The organism is Proteiniphilum propionicum (assembly GCF_022267555.1).
GTDB lineage: Bacteria > Bacteroidota > Bacteroidia > Bacteroidales > Dysgonomonadaceae > Proteiniphilum > Proteiniphilum propionicum.
Genome location: NZ_CP073586.1, coordinates 2,063,692 through 2,086,634, shown reverse-complemented (window position 1 = coordinate 2,086,634; position 22,943 = coordinate 2,063,692). Strand labels below are relative to the sequence as shown.

13 protein-coding genes are annotated in these 22,943 nt (G+C 42.7%); all 13 read left to right on the top strand.

Translation table 11 applies throughout. The features are described 5' to 3' along the window. Position 1 precedes the first annotated feature (1 nt). The 13 genes from KDN43_RS08550 to KDN43_RS08490 all read left to right on the top strand — a co-directional run bounded on the left by KDN43_RS08550 (position 2) and on the right by KDN43_RS08490 (position 22,672). Positions 2–1,810, top strand: a complete 1,809-nt coding sequence (locus tag KDN43_RS08550; RefSeq protein WP_238841553.1) for a RagB/SusD family nutrient uptake outer membrane protein — start codon at positions 2–4, stop codon at positions 1,808–1,810. 20 nt (positions 1,811–1,830) lie between these two features. After that, positions 1,831–4,941 carry a SusC/RagA family TonB-linked outer membrane protein gene (locus tag KDN43_RS08545; RefSeq protein ID WP_238841552.1) on the top strand — a complete coding sequence of 1,037 codons (3,111 nt, stop codon included), beginning with the start codon at positions 1,831–1,833 and terminating at the stop codon, positions 4,939–4,941. A gap of 11 nt (positions 4,942–4,952) precedes the next feature. Next, positions 4,953–6,713, top strand: a complete 1,761-nt coding sequence (locus KDN43_RS08540) for a RagB/SusD family nutrient uptake outer membrane protein (protein ID WP_238841551.1) — start codon at positions 4,953–4,955, stop codon at positions 6,711–6,713. Between the two features lie 22 nt (positions 6,714–6,735). Further along, a complete protein-coding gene (locus KDN43_RS08535; RefSeq protein WP_238841550.1) occupies positions 6,736–8,151 on the top strand; it encodes a sialate O-acetylesterase in 1,416 nt (471 codons plus the stop codon). Between the two features lie 98 nt (positions 8,152–8,249). Beyond that, entirely contained in the window at positions 8,250–9,725 is a 1,476-nt protein-coding gene (locus KDN43_RS08530) for a DUF4832 domain-containing protein (RefSeq protein ID WP_238841549.1), read from the top strand. Continuing rightward, positions 9,718–10,731 carry a glycoside hydrolase family 43 protein gene (locus KDN43_RS08525; protein ID WP_238841548.1) on the top strand — a complete coding sequence of 338 codons (1,014 nt, stop codon included), beginning with the start codon at positions 9,718–9,720 and terminating at the stop codon, positions 10,729–10,731. Before KDN43_RS08530 ends, KDN43_RS08525 begins: the two co-directional genes overlap by 8 nt. 105 nt (positions 10,732–10,836) lie before the next feature. Next, positions 10,837–13,098, top strand: coding sequence for a GH92 family glycosyl hydrolase (locus KDN43_RS08520; protein WP_238841547.1), 2,262 nt, complete (start codon positions 10,837–10,839; stop codon positions 13,096–13,098). A 176-nt stretch (positions 13,099–13,274) separates the two neighbouring features. After that, positions 13,275–14,270, top strand: a complete 996-nt coding sequence (locus KDN43_RS08515) for an ROK family protein (protein ID WP_238841546.1) — start codon at positions 13,275–13,277, stop codon at positions 14,268–14,270. Next, complete coding sequence (locus KDN43_RS08510) at positions 14,257–14,826, top strand: SIS domain-containing protein (protein WP_238841545.1); 570 nt, start codon at positions 14,257–14,259, stop codon at positions 14,824–14,826. The genes KDN43_RS08515 and KDN43_RS08510 overlap by 14 nt, the downstream gene beginning before the upstream one ends. A 14-nt stretch (positions 14,827–14,840) precedes the next feature. Beyond that, the gene (locus KDN43_RS08505) at positions 14,841–16,043 is read left to right on the top strand and encodes an MFS transporter (protein ID WP_238841544.1); all 1,203 of its coding nucleotides are present in this window, start codon (positions 14,841–14,843) and stop codon (positions 16,041–16,043) included. 188 nt (positions 16,044–16,231) lie between these two features. Beyond that, the gene (locus KDN43_RS08500; protein ID WP_238841543.1) at positions 16,232–18,712 is read left to right on the top strand and encodes an alpha-L-rhamnosidase-related protein; all 2,481 of its coding nucleotides are present in this window, start codon (positions 16,232–16,234) and stop codon (positions 18,710–18,712) included. 250 nt (positions 18,713–18,962) lie between these two features. Then, positions 18,963–19,874 (top strand): alpha/beta hydrolase, encoded by a 912-nt coding sequence (locus tag KDN43_RS08495; RefSeq protein ID WP_238841542.1) that lies wholly within the window; start codon positions 18,963–18,965, stop codon positions 19,872–19,874. Positions 19,875–19,885: 11 nt separating this feature from the next. After that, positions 19,886–22,672: a family 78 glycoside hydrolase catalytic domain gene (locus KDN43_RS08490; RefSeq protein ID WP_238841541.1), complete on the top strand. Its 2,787-nt coding sequence runs from the start codon at positions 19,886–19,888 to the stop codon at positions 22,670–22,672. Positions 22,673–22,943 lie beyond the last annotated feature (271 nt).

Here is a 22,943-nt window from a genome sequence, read left to right as displayed (position 1 = left end):
AATGAATAAACATTATATATTTAGCGTTTTTGTCGCTTTTTTGGCTTTATTGGTTGCATCCTGCAACAGCGAACTTGATAAAGCCCCCGACGGAAGAACTTCACTTGATGCAGTCTTTGAGGATCCCGTACTGACTGGAAAATATCTGAGTAACTGTTACAATAACATTCCCAAAAAAGGGTACTGGTACTTTTTCTGGACCAATATTCCCAATGGAGTGAGCGATGATAACTGGGATTGTGATGATAACCAGGGGTTGCAGCTTGCCCACCTTTACAAAGGAATGGCCAGTGCCAACAGGCACCCGATTGAAGAGCCCAATATCCCTTCAATGGATGGATTATACTGGAAAAATTACTGGGCTCAAATACGTTTGATTAATACTTTCTTGGAACAGATTCCCTCAGCAGCTGTGGAATCGGAGGAGGTAAGAGATAGATGGACAGCAGAAGCTCATGTTCTAAGAGCATATTTCTACCTGCAAATGGTGAAATGGTATGGCAATATACCCATCTTTACAGAACCAGTATCATTAGACTACGATTATTCTAAACTGAAAAAGGACAGCTTTGAAGATTGCGCACGCCAGATTGTGGCCGACTGTGACCAGGCTTTAGAGTCCAAATATCTTCCATGGAGAATTACCTCTATGGCAGAAATTCACCGTATGACCAAAGCCATTGCTGCAGCAATTCGTTCAGAAGCCAGTATATATGCCGCAAGCCCTCGTTTCAACGACGGAAAAAAATTATGGGACTGGGCATACGAGGTTAACAAACAGAGTGTACAACTTCTTGAAGCTAACGGTTTTGAACTTTACGACAAGATCCAAAATCCCGAACTATATAAGTCAGCATATGAAGAGTACTTTGTACAAAGAGCTGATTTAAGCCCCAATCCACACGATAAAGAGACTATCTGGCAGGGGTACCACCTGGTGCCTCCTCATGTAGTGATCAGAGGATTCCCCATTGATGGCGGCTATATGGCGGGGACAGTACCCACACAGGAACTGGTTGATGCATACGATATCCTTAATACAGGCAAGTCTGTACTGAATCTGGAAAAACCCTACCAGGACGAGACTAAGTTAAAACCTAATTACAATCCTGAATCTGGATATGATCCCCAAAATCCTTATGCGAACAGAGACCCTCGCTTCTATGCCACAGTCTACCACAATGGCAGTAAGAAGATTATGAACGGAACACCAACTGTTATTGAAACTTTTGTTGGAGGTAATTGTTCTATTCATCCTTCATTGCGCTCTAACACACGCACCGGATATTATGCAAAGAAATTTATGCACCCCATGTCAAACCCGACAAGTCAGGACGACGGCACATGGAAACATTACAGGCTGGGTGCCGTATATCTGAACTTTGCCGAAGCTGCAGCCGAAAGCGGGCACCTCGATGAAGCAATGAAATATGTAAACAAGATTCGTCACAGAGCCGGATTTTCTACTACCGTTGATGTAAAAGCACCTGACAAAAAAGAGGCTGTACTTTTGGTACGTCATGAAAGAAGGGTGGAGCTGTCATATGAAGAGTATAGATATTTCGACTGCAGAAGATGGGCTTTACCCGGTGAAGACCTTATCAATGAAAAGTTCAGCACAGGCATGCAAATAACGAGGAATCAAGATGGATCTTTCAGCTATAAAAGAATATTAGTAGGGACTCAGGATCCTTCGGTTCCAAGTAAAATGTCGTATGAAAGCAAATATCACTTACTGCCAATTCCTTTGGAAGAAGTATCAAAACTTGAATCACAAACAGGAATAAAATGGCAAAACCCGGGATGGTAATCACAAAAGAATTTACAGTAATGAAGAATACAATATATAAATTAATTTGCTTACTGCTGATAGGCTCTATGACAACTGTTTATGTCTCAGCAGCCACAGCTTTAAGAACGGAAAGATTTTCTGTTGAACAGAATGAACTCTCCAAAACAGTGAATGGAGTTGTGCTGGATCAGCACGGCAAACCTTTATCGTTAAAAAAGATCTATTTCCCCGAACTGGGAAAAACCTTTTTTACCAATAAGTCGGGCGGGTTCAGTGTAGATATACCCTACCACTTTACTGATATCACGATAGAGTGTGACGGGTTTCAATCACAACGAGTAGCGATTGATGAAAATGTTACGGTTAAGTTACAAAAAGATGCACATAGCCGGGATAAAATGATTCCTCTGGCTATGATGAAAAATGAAAAAAGAGCTGAGATTACCGGTTCATTTTCTACTGTCAGCGGCGAAGAGCTTGAAAAGTATCCTTCAAGCGGATTTACCGGTTCTTTAACAGGGAAACTGGCTGGATTAACGGTATTACAAGGTGGAAGCGAACCAAACAGCGATGGAGCTGCACTTTTTATCAGAGGTAGAAATACCATGAGTGGAAATAGTCCCGTATTTGTGATTGATGGCATCGTGTCTCCCACTATTGATTTGAATATGATAGATCCCAAAACAGTTGAATCCATCACCGTTTTAAAGGATGCGGCCGCAACCGCCCTTTACGGATTCCAGGCCAGCTCGGGCGCTATCATCATTACTACCAAAAGAGGAGTATATGGTAAGCCGCAAGTCTCCTATTCATCTGATTTCTCCATTCAGCAACCTACTGTTAAGGCAAAACCTCTTCATAGCTGGGAGTATGCTGAATTGAGGAATCAGGCATTAAAAAATGACAATCTTCCTATTGAATACAGTGATGCAGAAATCGAATCATACAGAAGTGGTGAAAACAGGGACCTTTTCCCTGACAACAACTGGTATGGCAAGTATCTGAAAAGCTCCGCATTTATGCATCGTCATAATATGAATATCACCGGAGGTAGCGATCGTATCAGATATTTCATCAATGCAGGATATATCGATCAGAACAGCCTCTTCAACATTGAAGGGACCGACAATTCCGATCCTTCAAAATATATGAAAAGGTTCAACGAAAGGACAAACCTTGATATTAACCTCTTGCCCAACCTCGATGCATTCCTTAACCAGATGGTGATTGTTAAAAGGACCAATAATCCTCCAGTAGGCACAAGCACTATTTTCGACGGCATTTTCAAAACACCGGCAACAGAGTATGGGCCTGTAACAACCGATAACGGGGTGATTGTCTCCCCTTGGAATACCAATTCAGTTTATGGGAGCCTTAACCGCAGCGGCTATCAAAGATTTACAGAGACCAATATCAACGTTGCCCTGGGTTTACGCTGGGGATTGGATTTCATTACAAAAGGTTTGTCTCTTAATGGTACTGTAGGATACGAGTCCAGGCAACAAAGCGGTATTTTCGGTAATCAAACTTATGCACGATACATAAGAAACGAAGATAAACCAAATGAACTGGAATTTATCCCTTATGGCACATGGATAGATTCGGAACTCACTTTAAACAAAGGTTCAAACTACCGTTATTTTTTGAATTTCAACGGATTTTTGAATTACGAACGTACCTTCAATACAGTACATAAGATCGATGCCTTCGCAAACTATTTTGCACAAAATGTAATAAGAGAAGGTGGCGGTGATCAGTTTCTGCCTTACGATTATCTTGCGTTCAGCCTTCACGGCAAGTATGGGTATGACAATCGTTATTTTGTACAGTTTGATGGAAGCTTGATGAGTTCAGATCAATTCAAACGCGACAACCGTTTTGGCTTCTTCCCTACTCTCTCGGCAGCCTGGGTTTTGTCGAATGAGGAATTTATAAAAGATAAATACGGCGACTGGCTGACTTACTTGAAGGTGAAGGCTTCATATGGCAAGGTAGGGAATGATCAAATACCGGGCGGACGTTATATGTATGAAGATGATATACGCCTGGGCAGCGGCGGATATATCCAAAGCTTATATTCGGGAGCATTAATACATGAAGGATTAAGAGGTAACCCTCTCCTGCAATGGGAAGATTCGAGACAACAAAACTATGGTTTATCGTTAGGATTGTTTAATTCGTTAACAGTAAATTTCGATTACTATCTGCACAGAACAGACCATATACTTATCAAGGATAATCTGCTTCCGGCATTACATGGTATCGCAACGGACCGCCTGCCGTATGAAAATGCGGGGAAAGTGCAGAATAAAGGTTTTGAACTGGAACTTCTTTACGACAAAGATATCAACCAGGAGCTTCATATTACAGCCGGTAGTGCACTTGCCTTTAACCGCAACAAAGTCCTCGAAGCACACGAAGTAGACAGAACAGAAAGCAACTTTGCTTATCCGTTCCGCAGCACAGGATATGCAATAGGTCAACAATTTGGCTATCTGATCGATTATTCGAACGGTAACGGTTTTTTCAACTCTAAAGAGGAGATAAAAAACAGTGGCTTAGTCTATGATGGAGTACAACCTCGTGTGGGAGATTTCATATACAAGGACCTGAACATCGACGGAGTGATCAACAACCAGGATTTGGCACCTGTCAAATACAATACGCTGCCCGAAATATCCTACTCTTTTAATTTAGGCGTTGCGTATAAAAGCTTCGATCTGTATGCACTGATGCAAGGTGTATCGCACTCAAGCAATTACTTCAATGGCATGGGTATATACGAATTCTACGGGAACGGCACCTACTTCGGCCATCACAAAAATGCATGGACGCCTGAAGCATATGCCAATGGCGACAAAATCTCTTACCCTGCATTATCTACCAAGCAAAGTTCGAGTACACAGGCAAACAGCTTCTTTATCCTTAGCAATAACTATTTCAGATTAAAAAATCTTGAATTAGGATACACATTGCCGGCAGACTTTTGCCAGAAACTACATACCGATAAGATTCGATTCTATTTGAACGGTACCAACCTGCTTACAATCAATGATCGTAAGTTCAAGGATCTGGATCCCGAATCAGTTACGTTGAATAACTATCCTCATTACAGAACGTATAATCTTGGGTTAAATATTGTATTCTAAAATTAAATAGTATGAGATCTAAAATTACAACTATATTACTATCCGGATGTCTGTTGTTTGGTGCTTCATCATGCGTAGATATCGAACGATTTGAAGATGGGAGAATATCTTTTGAAGAGATCTTCCAGAACGATAAGAAAACAGCTGCTTATCTGAACCGTTGTTATGCATATATACGGCCTTATGGTACCGAGTACCCGGGAGCTACTTTATTGGCAGCATTTAGCGATGAGAGTTATGACACTAACGATGTGCTTCACGGCAGCGCTTCAAAATGGTTTACAGGCCAGTTGACCCCGTATTACAATCCTATTGAAAACGGCTATGTAACATGGAATCATTACTGGACAGCAATCAATTACTGCAACGTGTTTTTAAGCAATATCGATGATGCGGTCATAAGCAGCACAATAGACCGTAACAGCTGGAGAGCCCAGGCGTATGCTTTAAGAGCTTTCTACTATCTTCAATTGATCAAAAGGCAAGGCGGGGTTCCAATTATTCTGGAACCTTCATCCAAGGAGTTTGACTATTCAGTGCTGAAGAAAAATTCGTTTGCCGAATGTGCTAAACAGATCATCAGTGATTGCAATGAAGCACTTAAAGCATCCGACCAGGAATTGACCTGGCGCCCGGGTAATGTTGAAAACGACAGAGGCCGCCTCTCCAAAGCTGTTGTTCACGCTGTCCGCTCGCAGGCAGCTCTATATGCAGCCAGCCCAAAATGGAACGACGGTACCATTACCTGGGAAGATGCAGCCAGGATAACCAAAGAGTCGTTGAATGCATGTACTTCAAAAGGCTATTCACTGTTCCGCAGCTACCCCGGAGCACAGTTCGGACACTCAGCATACGACGTGTACTTTTATACTCCCATGGAAGTGAACGGCGGAAGTGACAGAGAGACGATATACCAGACCGGCGGACGCTTGCAGATTTTCAAATACCACGGTTTGCCAGTCGTGAACGGAATGGAAAAAGCAGGGATCAGCCCTTCTCAGGAGTTGATTGACTCTTACGAAACAATTGACGGTGTACGTCCAATCTTAGGATATTCCGATGAGGATCATTTACACCCCATCATCAATCCCGAAGCGACCCTATATGATGAAGGCAAACCGTACGAAAACAGAGACCCTCGTCTGAAGGCTTCTATCTACTATAATGGTTCACGATTTAATCTGAACAATCCCAACAGCTTCGTATGGACATATCCGGGAGGTAATTGCGAATTGAAATCAAACAGTTCAATGCACACTCGAACAGGTTACTATCTAAGAAAATATTCGCATTTTGATTCAAACAAGAATACAAATAAAGATGGTTATTTTAAACTATTTCGTTTAGCTGAACTCTACTTAAATGCAGCAGAGGCAATAAATGAAGCATCTGCATCAGGCACAGCTCCTGTAGAAGCAATAAACCTGGTCAACCAGGTAAGAAGCCGTGTGAATATGAAGGCAATTCCCCTGGGTATCAGCAAAGATGAGTTCAGGGAGCGTGTCCGTAACGAACGACGTGTTGAACTGGCTTTTGAAGAGCACCGCTTCTTCGATGTTCGACGTTGGAATATCCTGGACAAAACCGATCGTGTAGTAACAGGCATGTCGTGTGAAATGGTCAACCAGAAACCGGTATATACCCGCTTTGTAGTTGATAATGAACGGGTAGCCAACAACGAACGCCATTTGGTGTTTCCTATACCTGGCGATGAGGTGATCAGGCTGAAAAATCTGACTGGTATAGATTTTCAAAATCCCGGATGGAACTAATTGAATAAAAAAACGTATAAAAATGAAAAAGACAATCCTTTTGGTTTTATTGATTACAGGCTCACTATCATTTATTTACGCTGATATACACCTGCCATCGATAATCAGTGACAATATGGTGCTTCAACGTAATTCCCAGGCCCGTATATGGGGCAAAACAGACACCGGCAGCTTATTAAAGATTACAACCGGCTGGAATGGGAAAGAGTATAAAGTATCAGTCGACAAAGAAGGAAAATGGGAATTGTTTGTAGAGACCACCGAAGCCGGTGGTCCCTACAACATGACCATCGAGTCGAAGAAAGAAAAGAAAGTATTGCAAAACATCTTTCTGGGAGATGTATGGATCTGTTCAGGACAATCGAACACGGAGATGCCTGTTAAAGGCTTCACCGGCCAGCCGGTGGAAAACTCTATCGATGCAATTATCGAATCACAAAGCTACCCCTCTATACATATGTATACTGCAAAACAAACTCCTGCGCTCACACCTCAGGAGGATGTTGCCGGACAGTGGGAACAGGCATCGGTATCAACTACCGGTGATTTTAGCGCTATTGGATATTTTTTTGCAAAAACATTACAGGATGTACTGAAAATTCCGATCGGGATTGTGCATTTCAGCTGGGGAGGCTCATCAATAGAAACATGGATGAGTAAAGAAAATTTAAAAAAGTACGACCATATTGACCTCTCCAATATTGAGATCCATCCACAAGTGCCTCAACAAATTCCGACACTGCTCTACAATGGCATGCTGTTGCCTGTTGTGAATTACTCTGTAAAGGGTTTTATATGGTATCAAGGCGAGAGCAATATCCCTGTCTATCAGCACTATACATCTCTCTTTACAGATCTTGTATCAGAATGGAGAGATCTTTTTGGCGGGGGTGAAGAACTACCTTTCTACTTTGTTCAGATCGCACCCTTCCAGTATGATGATCCCATGAAGAGAGAGAGTGCTTACTTGCGGGAAGCGCAAATGAAGTGTCTTGATGCAGTACCCAATACAGGCATGGCAGTGACACTTGATGCAGGCGAGTTACAGTGCATACATCCTGCCAAAAAAGAAATAGTTGGCAAACGTTTAGCTTACCAGGCTTTAAACAAAGCCTACAATTATGAAAATATCCCTTGCGACGGACCTGTCATGAGTGATATTGAAATAAAGGAAGATAAACTGATAGTGAGCTTCAAAAATGCAGAACACGGGCTCTACCCTATGTTTGTAGAGCTGGAAGGCTTTGAAGTAGCAGGAGAAGATAAAAAATTCTTCCCGGCAAAAGCTGTAGTTACCAATTTTTGGAATAAGATTGAAGTCTCTTCAATAGAGGTTGAAAGGCCACGGTATGTCAGATATGGGTTTCGAAACTATGTGAAAGGATCCCTGTATAATGCCTATGGCTTACCCGCCGGCTCATTCAGAAGCGATAAGTAACCTCGTTTTAGCCTCTCTGTAAGCTGTTCCGGAAGAGAGTTATACTCCGGTTCCGGGAGTGCTAATCAACCCGTACAATATTGTTTAATTGATTGAATATGACAAATACTGCACAATATAAAAACGACTTACTAATTATTTCATTTTTACTTTTCGTGCTCTCTTTCAACAGTCAGGTGATGGCTCAGGACCTACTCAAAACCAGGGAGATGCACACCGTTTATCCGAAAGATCATGGAGGTGCATTAATCAATCCGGATATGGGTTGGACCATGCATTTCTACTCCAATGTCTTGGCTAACTACGGATCAAAACTGGAGGCATGGGATACATTGGATGACTTCCCCGGCGTCAGTACTGTTTATCTCCGGGTGCCCTGGGTAGCTGTTCAACCCGAAGAAGACAGATACACCTGGGAGATTCTGGATACACCTGCACAACGCTGGACAGATAAGGGTAAGAAGGTGGCTATACGCATTACGGCTACGGAAAACTGGATGACTCAGGCTACCCCCCAATATGTCTTCGATGCCGGAGCAAAAAAGTATCGTGCATACGATTACTTTGAGCCGGACTATTCCGATCCTGTTTTTCTCGAGAAGGTAGATGAATTTGTACGGGTGATGGCCGAACGCTACGACGGCAATCCCAATATCGCATTTGTCGATATCGGCCATTTTGGCATGTGGGGAGAAGGCCATACAGTCATCACCTCGCCGGTGCATGGTAAAACATGGGATATCGAAACCAAAAAAAAGATTATCGATATCTATTGCAAGCACTTTAAAAAAACCAGATTGTGTATCTCCGATGATTTTGTGGGGGACTCTGAACCGGGCAGCCGTTTCGCTATCTCTGATTATGCCTTTTCAAGAGGAGTAACGATGCGTGACGACAGTATTTTAGTGCAAAAAGCTCCAAGACAGTGGTTTCACAGTGAAATGGCCCAGCTTTTCTGGCCAACAATGCCAGTGATCCTGGAGCACGAACATTACGAAGGGTCAAAAAAGAGAGGTAGCTGGAATAAAGACCTGCTTCTGCAGTCTATTGAAGATTACCATGCTTCTTATATGTCGATACATACATGGCCAAGGCTTCTTCTTGAAGAAAACCGTGATGTAATTGATAAAATCAACAGGCGAATGGGATATCGCATTCATGCACAGTCGATTGCTTATCCAAAAAAAATTAAAAAAAATGAACTGTTCCTGTTGCAATGGAACTGGCAAAACAAAGGAGTAGCACCCTGTTACCCTGGCGGCTATCCATGCTTAACATTAAAAGACGATAAAGGGGGTATTGTATCGGTTATGGTTGAATCTGATTTTAATGTAAAATCAATGCCCCCTGCAGAAGAAGGCAAGGCCCCTGTCTGCAAAATCACTTCCGGATTTATTGTTGCCAAACAGATGGATGATCCGAAAGGGCCATTTTTCAGGACCTGTAAGCCGGGTGTATATGATGTCTATATCTCGGTAGGTAAACTCGACGGAACCCCAGAACTGGAACTGCCCTATCACAATGATGACGGAAAAAAACGCTACAAAATAGGTAAAATAACATTATATGAATAATTTTAATAGTATGAATTTCAGACACAACAGCATTTTATTCGTTTTCATCCTGTTATCGGGATTAATTTTCTCCTGTACTGGGTGCAATGATGAGAATAACCCTCAGGAAAATCAGAAGGATGAAGATAATAAAGAATACCCTGTCAAATTAAACTCCATAAAAATAAGAGACCCTTTTATCTTTGTAGATCACAAAACAAAGACCTACTTCCTCCACTATAATCCATATACATATAAAAATCTGCAATGCCTGTCGAGCAAAGATCTAATAAACTGGAAAAATGAGGGTTACAGCTTTACCGCTTCCGCTAATTTTTGGGGTGTAAAAGATTATTGGGCACCTGACGAATATGAATATAACGGAAAGTACTATCTGTTTGTCACTTTCAGCAACAGGGAAGGACATCGGGGTACATCGGTGTTGACATCCGCTACACCCGATAAAAATTTTATCCCCCTCGTCAATGGACCGATTACACCTATAGACAAGATGGCTCTTGATGCTGCTTTATGGGTCGATGAAGAGGGGCAGCCATGGATCGTATATTGCCACGAATGGTTACAGGTGACCGATGGGCGTATCCTGGCACAAAAAGTAACAAAAGATCTCACCGCGACCACCGGGGATCCCATCACCCTCTTTTCGGCCAGTGAAGCGCCCTGGACAAAAGCGATCAACGCCGAAGGTGCATATGTAACTGACGCTCCTTTCCTTTACAGGGCCAAAAACAATGATTTACTGATGATTTGGTCGGGGACAAGCAAAAATAATCACTATGCCATCGGCGTGGCACGCTCCCAGTCAGGAAAGATAGAAGGCCCGTGGGTACACGAAGAGGAGACACTTAACAATTTCAGCGGTGGACATGCAATGATATTTGAAGATCTTGAAGGTGTACTGCGGATAGCTTTCCATTCTCCCAACTCGGGCGATATGGAGCGTGCCGTCATTTATGAACTGATTGATCTGAACGGTCGTATATCTCTGGGCAACAAACTGGAATGATACAGAATTAACGCTGTAAGAGTCCCGCTTAACCTGTTACTCATCAGCAAGATGCCTATGGACTATTCTATCCAGTGGACTTATCCTAATGTAAATTAATTTCATATGAAACAGTCTATCCTTACCTTTACGTTGATACTGTTGTGCATCTCCTGTTCACAACAGGGTTCACACAACACAAAGACCGATTTAACACAATATGCCAATCCGTTTATCGGGACATCATATGTGGGACATACTCACCCCGCTGCCCAAATGCCTTTTGGGATGGTGCAGGTGGGGCCGGATACGGGAACCGACCAATGGGAGCATTGCTCAGGATACTATGCAGGCGATTCATCCATCATCGGTTTTTCTCACACCCATCTGAGCGGTACAGGCTGTCCCGATATGGGGGACATCATGTTGATGCCGGTAACAGGGGATGTGACCTTTTCGCGAGGTGAAAAAGAGGACCCGTCAACCGGTTATCGCTCTGCCTTTTCACATGATTCCGAGGAGGCTAATCCCGGCTATTACAAAGTGTTCTTGGAGGATCATCAGATCAAGGTGGAGTTAACGGCAACAGAGAGATCAGGGTTCCATAGATACACCTACCCTGCCTCGAAAAAGGCCGCTTTAGTGATTGACATGGAGCATGGGATCAATGACCGGACTGTTGAATCATCTCTACGTTTGCTGAATGATACAACGGTCATCGGAAAAAGGAGATCGACCGGATTTGTTTCCGATCATACCTGGTATTTTTATGCGGTTTTTTCAAAACCGGTTAAGGAGGTTTTCACCTTTACAGATGGTATAATCTCTGAAAAGAAACAGGCAGAGGGGGAAAACGTAAAATTTTTCCTTCGTTTCGACACGGAGGAAGACTCTAAGCTCATGGTAAAGGTTTCGCTGTCTACGGTAAGTACCGATGGTGCCGAAAGAAATATGGAGAAAGAAATGACAGGATGGGATTTTGAGAGAGTAAGAGCGGAAGCATCTGATATTTGGAACAGCTATCTTCACAGAATCAAAGTGGTTCCACGGGATGAAGGACAGAAAATTTCGTTCTATACCGCACTGTACCATACCTTGTTGATGCCCAATATCATAACTGACACGGACGGAAGCTACCGGCTACCGGACGGCACACTAATGGAGGTCGGTGAGGAACGTTATACCAACTTCTCCCTGTGGGATACATATCGTGCAACCCATCCTTTCTATCTGCTGATGTATCCGGACAAGAATGCCGGATTTGTACAGTCGATGCTCGATCTATATCGCCAGAGGGGCGTTTTATGTACCAACGAATATGGTCAGAACGAAACGTGGTGCATGATTGGAAATCACGCAGTACCAGTGGTAGCCGAGGCATATCTGAAAAATACCATTACTGAAAACAGAGAGCTTGCGGCAGAAGCCATTTTTCAGTCGCTTACCACCCCTCATCCGAAATCCGACTGGGAGATGTATGACAAATATGGCTATTACCCTTTCGACCTGTTGCCGGTAGAATCGGTATCGCGAACATTGGAGCATTGTTACGATGATTATTGTGCTGCTTTGATGGCCGCATTAGTCAATGACCACGAAAAAGAGGCTTTTTTCAAAAAACGTTCAGATAACTTTAAAAACCTTTTTGACCCTTCCACAAAATTTATGAGGGGAAAAGATTCAAACGGGGAGTGGCGTACTCCTTTCGATTCTTTTTTATTATCACATGCTTCAACCAGTGGAGGTGATTATACAGAAGGAAATGCATGGCAGTACACCTGGCATATTCAACACGATATTCCGGCACTGTTACACCTGATGGGAAGCAAAGAATATTTTGAGAAAAAACTCGATTCGCTTTTCTTTTTAGATATACGCTCACTTGGAGGAGGGTTCCACGATGATGTAACAGGCATGATAGGCCAGTATGCGCATGGGAATGAGCCCAGCCACCATATTGCCTATCTTTACAATTATACCGGACATCCTTATAAAACACAGGAAATTATACGGCAGGTGTTTGACAGGTTTTATCTTCCCACACGCGAAGGGCTAAGCGGGAACGATGACTGCGGACAGATGTCGGCCTGGTATATCTTTTCTGCTATCGGCTTTTACCCGGTCGATCCGGCTTCAGGAGAATATCTAATCGGGGCTCCGCAATTTCATGAGATCACACTTCTTCTGCCAAATCAGAAAACGTTCATGATGAAAGCTAAAAATCTGTCCGACAGCAACAAGTATGTCCGGTCGGTGACATTAAACGGGAAACCGCTGAACTCTTTTAAAATAACCTATGAAGAAATCCAAAACGGAGGAACGCTTGAATTTGATATGACGGATACAAAAGAAAAGGCTTGTAATAGCCTTGGCATGTCGGGACATTGATCTCCCCCCTGCTCTTCCGATGCAATAAATTCGGCAAAACCTTAGGGGGGCATGCCGTAACATTGATCTCTCCCACCTGTCTTTCACAAGACACTATTGCCGGGAAGGGACAGATTCTGGGACGACCTGCAAAATTCGGGAAAAATTAACAGGACAAATGATTCAGTAATTCGGAAATGGAAAAAAATTTATTGGGAATAGATATTGGAGGCACCAAAACAGCGGTTATTTACGCAAAGGAATCTTCAGGAAATATTCATATTGCCGGGAAAAAAACTTTTCAAACATCTACAGTTGATAAAACACTCGACAATATTTTTCTGCATCTGCAAGATATAATGAGAGAAAATAATCTGGGACAACATAATACCCACGCCATAGGCATCAGCTGCGGCGGTCCGCTGAACAGCGAAGAGGGTATCATCATGTCTCCTCCCAATTTACCGGGATGGGAAAATATTCACCTCGTAAAAATGATCTCAGAACAATTTGGGATCCCTTGCGCGATACAAAACGATGCCAACGCCTCGGCACTTGCTGAATGGCAATTTGGGGCAGGCAGAGGTACAAAGAATATGATATTTCTAACTTTCGGCACCGGATTGGGGGCCGGAATAATCCTTAACGGCCAGCTATACAGCGGAACAAATGACAATGCTGGCGAAGTGGGACATATCCGGTTATCGGACTTCGGACCTGTCGGTTATGGGAAAGCAGGCTCCTTTGAAGGATTTGCAAGTGGAGGTGGAATTGCCCAACTTGCAAAAATGGCACTGTTGGAAAAATATCAAATGGGCAGATCCGTACAATGGTGCCCCCGTGGCGAAATAGACAGGGTTTCAGCCAAGATGGTCGCCGAACAGGCACAAAAAGGCGACCCGCTGGCATTGGAAATAATGGAGATCTCAGCTGTCTATTTAGGAAGGGGACTTTCCATACTGATCGATATTCTTAATCCAGATTGTATTGTTCTGGGGAGTATCTATGCCAGAAACGTGTCTCTTTTCTTACCAGTCATGGAGAAAGTGATTGCGAAAGAGGCTTTATACCTGTCCCGCAAAGTATGCCGGATTAAACCGGCTGAACTAGGAGAGAATATTGGCGATTACGCAGCCGTATCAATAGCGTCAGATATACAACCCAAAAAACCAGAAAAAAATGATCAGAAATAGCCTCGATGAATCGCTTGTTATGCTGCAGGCCTTCATCAGTCGCCCCAACACAATAGACTCCATTAAACGTGCAGCATCGGCAATGGCTTCTGCTTTAAAAAAAGGGAATAAAATCATCAGTTGCGGGAATGGCGGCTCATTGTGTGATGCAACCCATTTCGCAGAAGAATTGACAGGAAAATACAGAAGAGAGAGAGTGTCACTTCCGGCAATTGCGATCAATGATCCGGCTTATATTACTTGTGTAGGGAACGATTTCTCATTTGATGATATTTACTCCAGATATGTTGAAGGTGTCGGTCGGAATGGTGATGTGCTTCTTGCCATCAGCACCAGCGGAAACTCCAAAAACATTATTCAGGCAGCCGATGCTGCAAGAAAAAAAGACATGATTGTTGTTGGGCTTACCTGCGAGAGTGACAATGCACTTAGTGTAAAATCAGATATTGCCATCTGCACCCCCCTTTCCGAATTCTCTGACAGAATTCAGGAAATACACATCAAGGTGATTCATATTCTTATACAATCAATTGAATATTATTTAAATAACAGATAAATATATTAAATCAGATGAACACTTTTAATAATCAGGAGACCGGCACTAATCTTTCTATGAGGAAACTGTTACCGGTAATGTCCGGCTTTTTCATCATGGGATTTGTCGATTTAATAGGGATTGCCATTAATTATGTGAAAAGCGACCTGGCTCTCACAGATTCCCTGGTGAATTTAATCTCTTTTTCATGTTTTTTCTGGTTTTTTGTGTTATCTATCCCAACAGGCCATTTAATGTGCCGAATTGGACGGAAAAAAACGGTCCAGATCAGTTTTGCTTTTACTTTTGCAGGCTTACTAATTCCTGTTATATCATATAGTTTTACAACTGTACTAATTGCCTTCGGGCTGATTGGAATAGGGAACACCATGATTCAGGTAGCTTTAAACCCTTTGGTTACAAATGTTGTTTCAAAAGAGAAAGTTACCGGGGCCCTGACATTGGGACAGTTTATCAAGGCAATATCCTCTCTTTCGGGACCAATTATTGTCTCCTGGCTTGCATCTGCATTCTTCGATTGGAAATATATTTTTCCTGCCTATGCAATGGTAACACTCATCACCGCAATATGGCTATGGACCACATCCATCGATGAGGGGAAAAGAAAAACGAAGGAACAACTCTCCTTCCTGAAAACATTATCTCTTTTAAAGAATAAAAAGTTATTGGCCTTTTTTATCGGGATAGTGGTGCTGGTAGGGGTAGATGTCGGATTAAATACCACACTCCCTAAATATCTGATAGAAAAAACCAGCATACCCCTTCATAAAGCAATCTTGGGAAACAGTGTCTATTTCCTGGTGCGTACAATAGGGGCTTTTACAGGTGGCCTGTTGTTGATGAAGCATTCGGAGCGCACTTTTTTCAAGTATAGTGTAATAATAGCTTTTCTGGGATTTATAGGAATTTTGGTTTTCAACTCAGTTTCCGGAATAATGGCCGCTCTGGTTGTTTTTGGAATAGGCTATGCCAATCTTTTTTCTATTATCTTTGCACTATCGATGAAGCTTCTGCCTGAAAGAGCAGACGAAATCTCTTCGTTGCTGATTGTAGGGGTATCGGGCGGGGCAATTATTACCCCCCTGCTGGGTATCGTTTCAGACTTTTTCGGGAACCAGTTTTCCGCAATTTCAATTCTTGCCATATGTTGGATCTACATGATCTGTTTGATAAAAACTATAAATCAATTGGGCACAAATCAGCTACTTGAGATTTAAAAAATATTTTTATGATAATTCCAACTTTCGTATGCATTAATTACTATCTCATACAGCTAAATATGAGATATATAGATACTGCCAAAATAGATGCAAAAGCTGAGTAAGCAGCATTCTTTTATTCAAGATAATAAAGATGATGAACGATCTCATATCAAATAATTTTTAATATCAACAAACATATCGCTATGAACAGAAAAGCAAAATCCGGGCCAAGCGGAAAAATCATTGGTTATATCCTCTTGTTTTCTATCACCTTCATTCTGTCACTTTCTTTACAAAGTTGCAAAAACAGGCAAACTTCAAAAAATGAAAGTGATCTGCTGATGAACCAATCAGCACCTGTATGGGCTGAAGGAAGGGAGAAAGAGATGAACCTCACACTGGGTTTCCGGGGTATTTTTACCGCCACTCCCAAAGCAGAGGCAAACTTGCTTATCGCTGCATCTACCGTTTACCGGGTCTATCTAAACGGAGAGTATGTAGGTTCAGGGCCGGCGCGCGCCGGTCACGGTTATTTCCGGGTTGATAGGTATAACCTCTCCGATCGTATGCAAGAAGGAGAGAATATCGTGGCTATTGAGGTGGCCGGTTACAACGTGAATAGCTATTACACCACCGACCAGCCTTCTTTCCTGCAAGCTGAAGCAGAGGTGGACGGTAATGTGGTGCTGCATACTGGTGAAGGCGGTAATTTTGAAGCAACCGAAATCAGGGAACGGCTGCAGAAAGTGGAACGATACAGCTTTCAACGTCCTTTTACCGAGTATTACCGGTTAGAAGAAGGATACGACCGGTGGAGGGCAGATAAAAATTGTGAAATTAGCAGGGTTAAATTGGTTCAATTTCCTCCGATAAAACTGTTACCGAGACGGGTGGATCAAGCCGACTTTACTGTGCTAAAACCGGTACATCTATTTTCCAAGGGTACTTTTACCAGAAAAACTCCCGCTCAGTACTACAAAGACCGATCGCTGGTAAACATCGGCGAACAATTCAAAGGTTATGCTGAAACAGAACTGGAGGTTATGCCTTCACAACGTATTCAGGAGCTACAGACAACAACAAAAAATCAACTGAACACTCCATATGATGCTTCCACAAGCGTTGAACTAAGTATTAACGAATTTGCGATACTCGACTTCGGCATCAACCAGACCGGATTTATCGGAGCCCGGATACGTTGTACCGAGCCCACAGAGATATGGTTTCATTTCGATGAGATGCTAACAGATAATGATGTAAACAGTAAAAAAAGGATGGCTGACGTCAACAACCAGGTAGTTTATGAACTTCAACCCGGAGCGTACACCATTGAAACATTTGACCCTTATACATTTAAGTTTTTAAAGGTCATGGTTACAGAGGGTGCCTGCCGATTGGAAGATGTTTACCTTAGGGAGTTTGCATCTCCCGACCGTACCGATGCCTCCTTCTCCTGCAGCAACGAGAAATTGAACCGGATTTACGATGCGGCCAAACAGACCTACCGGCAAAATGCCCTGGATATTTTTATGGATTGCCCCTCACGGGAGCGTGCCGGCTGGCTCTGTGACAGCTATTTCTCTGCGATCATGGAGAAAGAATTCACCGGGTATTCAAAAGTGGCCCATAATTTTTACGAGAACTACGCACTGCCTGAGAAATTTGAATTCCTGCCTGAGGGTATGATCCCCATGTGTTATCCTGCCGATCATAACGACGGGGTATTCATTCCCAACTGGTCGCTCTGGTTTATAATTCAAGTCGATGATTATGCCCGGCGCGGAGGTGACAGGCAGCTTGTGTCAGACCTGAGAACGCGGATCACCGACCTGCTGGGGTATTTCGAAAAATTCGAAAATGAGGACGGGTTGCTGGAAAAGCTGGAAAGCTGGATCTTCGTGGAATGGTCCAAAGCCAACAGCCTGGTACAGGATGTGAACTACCCCACAAATATGCTCTATAGTGCCGCCCTGGCTAGTGCGGCTAATCTTTATGGAAATAAGGAGTGGCAAAAAAAATCAGAGAATATACAACGTCAGATTCAAAAACAGTCTTTCAACGGAGAGTTTTTTGTTGATAACGCAGTAAGAGAAAATGGGATATTAAAGGTGACAGATCAGATCACGGAAGTATGTCAATATTACGCATTCTTCTTTAACATTGCAACACCTGAGTCACATCCCGATCTTTGGAAAAAGATTGCAACCGTTTTCGGGCCTGACAGAGATGAAACAACTACTTTTTCAAATGTGGCAGTTGCAAATGCATTTATCGGAAACTATCTTCGTATGGATATACTTTCAAGATACAAGTTGCAACCACAATTACTATCCGAGATTGAAGATTATTTCTACTATATGGCTGAGAGAACCGGAACTTTGTGGGAGAATGTGCATAACCAGGCCAGCTGTAATCACGGTTTCGCTTCATATATCGCCCATGTTCTGTATCGGGATATGTTGGGTATTAGCAATATTGACTACCTGAACAAAGAGATTATCATCAGTTTTTCCGATATCAACCTGGAATACTGTAGTGGCTCCATTCCTGTTGAAGATAAAGTAATAAGTCTGGAATGGAAACGCAAGGGAGATAATATCCACTATCTTTTAAAAACGCCTGCAGGATACAAGACAAGGATTGATAATAACAGTTCTGCCAATGTGATTGAAATGAGTAATTGATAACGGATCCCTGAAATAAGAAAAAGGGAAGAAACATTCCCTCATTTTGTGATCAAACTCTATTTTTAAATTTAAAAGAGGCTGTCTCATGATTTATTTTGAGACAGCCTCTTTTTAACATCCACAGCTCAATTTATATCATTTTAAATAGTTTTTATGCCATTTTGTTGGCTGTTGAAACCCAAACTTTTTATTTCTTTGTAACTTACAGTATTTCTATACTGAAAGATAACAATTTTTTTTAGAAAAAATGAATATCAGATCAACATACATCTTTGTTTTACTATTGATGACGTTTCTTGAAAATTTATATCCGCTAAAAGGCCAGGATAAAAAAGAGATTTTACTATATAACAGAGTGGAAGAACAGATAAGCGAGGAACAAACTCAAGATAGTATCTTTGGATTATTAGTCAGTAGGGTGACAAATCCTTCAATCGCAGTTTTCACTCCTAAAAATCAAAAATCTAAAAGTGCAGTAATTATCTGTCCCGGAGGTGGATATCATACCTTGCTAATGGAGCGTGAAGGATACAAAGTAGCCGAAGCATTTAACAGATGTGGAATAACTGCTTTCGTTTTAAAATACAGGTTGCCGGATAGCAGAATTGTCAAAGACAAAATGATTACACCTCTCAAAGATGCGCAACGTGCTATTCAGCTGATACGTGAGAATGCAGAAAAATGGAACATCGATCCCGATAAAACAGGTATCATGGGATTTTCAGCCGGAGGGCATTTGGCGGCATCACTTGGAGTACACTACGATTCGGTTTTGGTTCAAAACAAACAAAACACAACACTTCGTCCAAGCTTCATGATACTCATCAACCCAGTAATCAGTTTTAATGACAGCACAACCCATGAGGGTTCACGCAACCAACTACTTGGTGTTAATCCTGGAAAAGAGATGATCCATTTTTTTTCGAATGAATTGCACGTAAATAAACAAACTCCCGGAACTATATTAATCCATACAAACGATGATAAAGTAGTCTCAGTGAAAAACAGCATATTTTTTTACAAAAAATTATACGAAAATGAAATTCCCGTTGAAATACATATTTATTCGCGAGGGGACCATGGTTTTCTTCAAATTCCCGAATTTGAGGAGTGGTTCGGCCGTTGTATTCACTGGATGAATATTGAAAAAATAATGTAAAAACAAGAAATATGCACACAAAAACAATTCTTTTATCAATCATCTTTCTTATTGTACATCTTTCGGCTTTTACAAAAAACAAATCGAGTATTCTCCCTGTTGAACCCACTTGTGAGTATTTAAACAATCCTCAGGGTTTGGATGTAAAATCTCCTCGTTTCAGCTGGAAACTGACTGCGACCGATAAAGCATCGTTCGGACAAAAACAATCGGCGTACCGTATTCTTGTATGTAGTAGCAGGGAAGCGTTGAGTAAAAAAAATGGCGACATGTGGGATTCGGGATGGGTACCGTCGGATGCCATGCAGCTGGTCAAATACAACGGCAAACCGTTGCAGTCGGATCGCCGATACTTCTGGAAGGTGTCGGTAAAAGATGAAAACGGAAATAAATCGAACTACAGTAAGACAGCCGAATGGAGTACCGGCTTGTTCCTGCAGGGGGAGTGGACAGCAAAGTGGATCGGCACTGGCGAAGTGTACAACCCGGCTGAGGGATCGAATAAAATGTACGATCCATGGTTCCGTAAAACTTTCTATTTAAATGAGAAACCGTATAGGGCCACCCTCTTTGTGGCTTCAGTAGGATACCATGAAGTATATGTGAACGGTCAGAAAATTGGTGACCATGTGCTTGCGCCGGCAGTTACCGATCACACACAGCGTGCACGATACATTGCTTACGACATTGCCCCGGCTTTGAAACGGGGGGAAAACGTAATTGCCCTATGGCTGGGAACATCCTGGTCCGTTTTCGCTCCGTACGCTACCCCTGATAAGCCCCGCGCGCCTCTTGTTATTGCACAGGCAGATATTTACGGCAAAAACAATCAAAAACTCATAAGAATAGCTACAGACGAATCATGGAAAACGCACCCGAGTCCTAATAAACTAATAGGTAATTGGGGATTTGGCGTTGGAGGATATGGGGGTGAAATCTGGGATGCAAATAAAGAGGTGAATAATTGGAATTACGGAAATCTCAATGATAGGACATGGGAAAGTGCTACAATCTATACTCCAGCTCTCAAATTATCGGCTCAACGGGTAGAAACAAATGCTTTATTTGATGAGATTCAACCGATCAGCATCGAAACACGTAACGATGGTTCTTATCGTGTTGATATGGGAGTGAATTTTGCCGGATGGACACGGATTCGTCTGAAAGGGAACCCTGGCGATACCATCAGCATGCTTTTTTCCGAAAGGGAGCAGGACGATATGACATTCAATCTTCACAGTGCCTATGTAATGGGTGAATCGGGAGAGGGTGTATTTCAAAATCGTTTCAATTATATGTCTGGGAGGTGGATTACTATTGTGGGAGCAACATCTTCCCCCCGAAAGGAGGATATAAAGGGATGGATGGTTCGCACCAACTTTGCCAGGACAACTTTCTTTGAATGTTCAGACACCTTGCAAAACTGGATTTACAACACTGTAAAATGGACCTTTGAGAACTTGTCCCTCGGAGGATATATAGTAGATTGCCCCCAACGTGAACGATTTGGCTACGGAGGCGATGCTCACGCTACCTCGGAAACTGGCATGCTAAATTACAGACTGGGCGCTTTCTACAACAAATGGCTGGAGGATTGGCGGGATGTGCAGGGCACCGAACCAATGGTCGGCAATATGAACAATCCGGACTGGGCACGCAAACAAGAGGGAAGCGGCAGGATGCTGGGTGGAGGGATCTTACCTCAGACAGCACCCACCTATCATGGAGGCGGCGGTCCTGCCTGGGGTGGAATAGTGGTTACGCTACCCTGGTTTATGTACCAATATCAGGGTGATAAAGATATCCTGGAAGAAAATTTTGACATGATCAAGGGGTGGCTTACATTTTTGGAGACCCACGTTGAAAATAATATGCTGAAACGATACGGTGGACAGTGGGATTTTCTGGGGGATTGGCTCTGGCCTAAGGCAACAGCCCAGGGAATGAATAATTATTCAGATGAGAACCTGTTTTTCAACAACTGCTACTGGGTCTATAATCTGAAAACAGCAGCACAGATTGCAGCGGTGGCCGGTAAAACAGCCGAGGCACAAAAGTGGAGGCAACAGGCGGAGATAGCAAGTAAAACACTCCACGAAAAATATTACCAAAAAGATGACCACAACTATTCCGACAGGACAATGAGAAGCCTTGCAGCAGCGCTATACGGTGATATAATGCCAGCCGGGCTTCGACCTAAAGTAATTGAAAGTCTGGAAAAAGAGATCCTGATCCACCAAAAGGGACATATTGATGTAGGTATCACAGGTGGAGCAATGCTATTCAAAGTATTGCGCGAAGAGGGACGTGACGATCTTATCTATGCTATGACTTCTCAAACGGCCTATCCAAGCTGGGGTTTCATGCGCGAAAACGGAGCAACCACCATCTGGGAGATGTGGGAAAAGGACCTTCCCGGGCACTCGCTTCTTCACAGCTCCTATTTATATCCCGGAGCATGGTATATTGATGGTGTGGCAGGCATTGGAAAAGATAGTGAAACGCCTGGGTTTCGAAAATTCACAGTCCGCATACCCAGGCTTGCCGAAACGCAAATTTCATGGGCAAAAGCCGATTTCGACTCACCGGCAGGACTTATCAGGTCGTCATGGAAACGTGAAAAAGGAAAATTAGAGTTAAGGGTTACCGTTCCTCCCAACTGTAATGCTACAGTTTGGTTTCCTCATGAAGCCGGTAAGACTGTGGAGGAGAATTCAGGATTATCCAGGCAAGTGGGTAGAGAGAAGGGATACATTTTGTTTGAAATTCCAGCAGGGAGTTATCAATTTTCAAATTAAAAAATGAGATTGGCATGATTGAACCAATAAAAAATTCTCAACTCAAGTCTCGCATACAGCATGGTTAAAACTAAACTAGTCTCCATTGTGGTTAAACTTAAACCGAAAGTCGGTCTCGCATACAGCATGGTTAAAACTAAACTGCCCGACTGATGATGTTTTAAGGCTTGTTCCGACACCCTGCGTGCCACGGGTACCCTTCAAAACATGCAAACATCACATTCTCGGCAACCTATATTGTAAAATCAGCATGTAAAACATGTAATACTCA

Excerpts from the sequence above, each read along its gene's own strand:
- KDN43_RS08550 (WP_238841553.1), top strand. The coding sequence starts at position 2 with ATGAATAAACATTATATATTTAGCGTTTTTGTCGCTTTTTTGGCTTTA.
- KDN43_RS08545 (WP_238841552.1), top strand. The coding sequence starts at position 1,831 with ATGAAGAATACAATATATAAATTAATTTGCTTACTGCTGATAGGCTCT.
- KDN43_RS08540 (WP_238841551.1), top strand. The coding sequence starts at position 4,953 with ATGAGATCTAAAATTACAACTATATTACTATCCGGATGTCTGTTGTTT.
- KDN43_RS08535 (WP_238841550.1), top strand. The coding sequence starts at position 6,736 with ATGAAAAAGACAATCCTTTTGGTTTTATTGATTACAGGCTCACTATCA.
- KDN43_RS08530 (WP_238841549.1), top strand. The coding sequence starts at position 8,250 with ATGACAAATACTGCACAATATAAAAACGACTTACTAATTATTTCATTT.
- KDN43_RS08525 (WP_238841548.1), top strand. The coding sequence starts at position 9,718 with ATGAATAATTTTAATAGTATGAATTTCAGACACAACAGCATTTTATTC.
- KDN43_RS08520 (WP_238841547.1), top strand. The coding sequence starts at position 10,837 with ATGAAACAGTCTATCCTTACCTTTACGTTGATACTGTTGTGCATCTCC.
- KDN43_RS08515 (WP_238841546.1), top strand. The coding sequence starts at position 13,275 with ATGGAAAAAAATTTATTGGGAATAGATATTGGAGGCACCAAAACAGCG.
- KDN43_RS08510 (WP_238841545.1), top strand. The coding sequence starts at position 14,257 with ATGATCAGAAATAGCCTCGATGAATCGCTTGTTATGCTGCAGGCCTTC.
- KDN43_RS08505 (WP_238841544.1), top strand. The coding sequence starts at position 14,841 with ATGAACACTTTTAATAATCAGGAGACCGGCACTAATCTTTCTATGAGG.
- KDN43_RS08500 (WP_238841543.1), top strand. The coding sequence starts at position 16,232 with ATGAACAGAAAAGCAAAATCCGGGCCAAGCGGAAAAATCATTGGTTAT.
- KDN43_RS08495 (WP_238841542.1), top strand. The coding sequence starts at position 18,963 with ATGAATATCAGATCAACATACATCTTTGTTTTACTATTGATGACGTTT.
- KDN43_RS08490 (WP_238841541.1), top strand. The coding sequence starts at position 19,886 with ATGCACACAAAAACAATTCTTTTATCAATCATCTTTCTTATTGTACAT.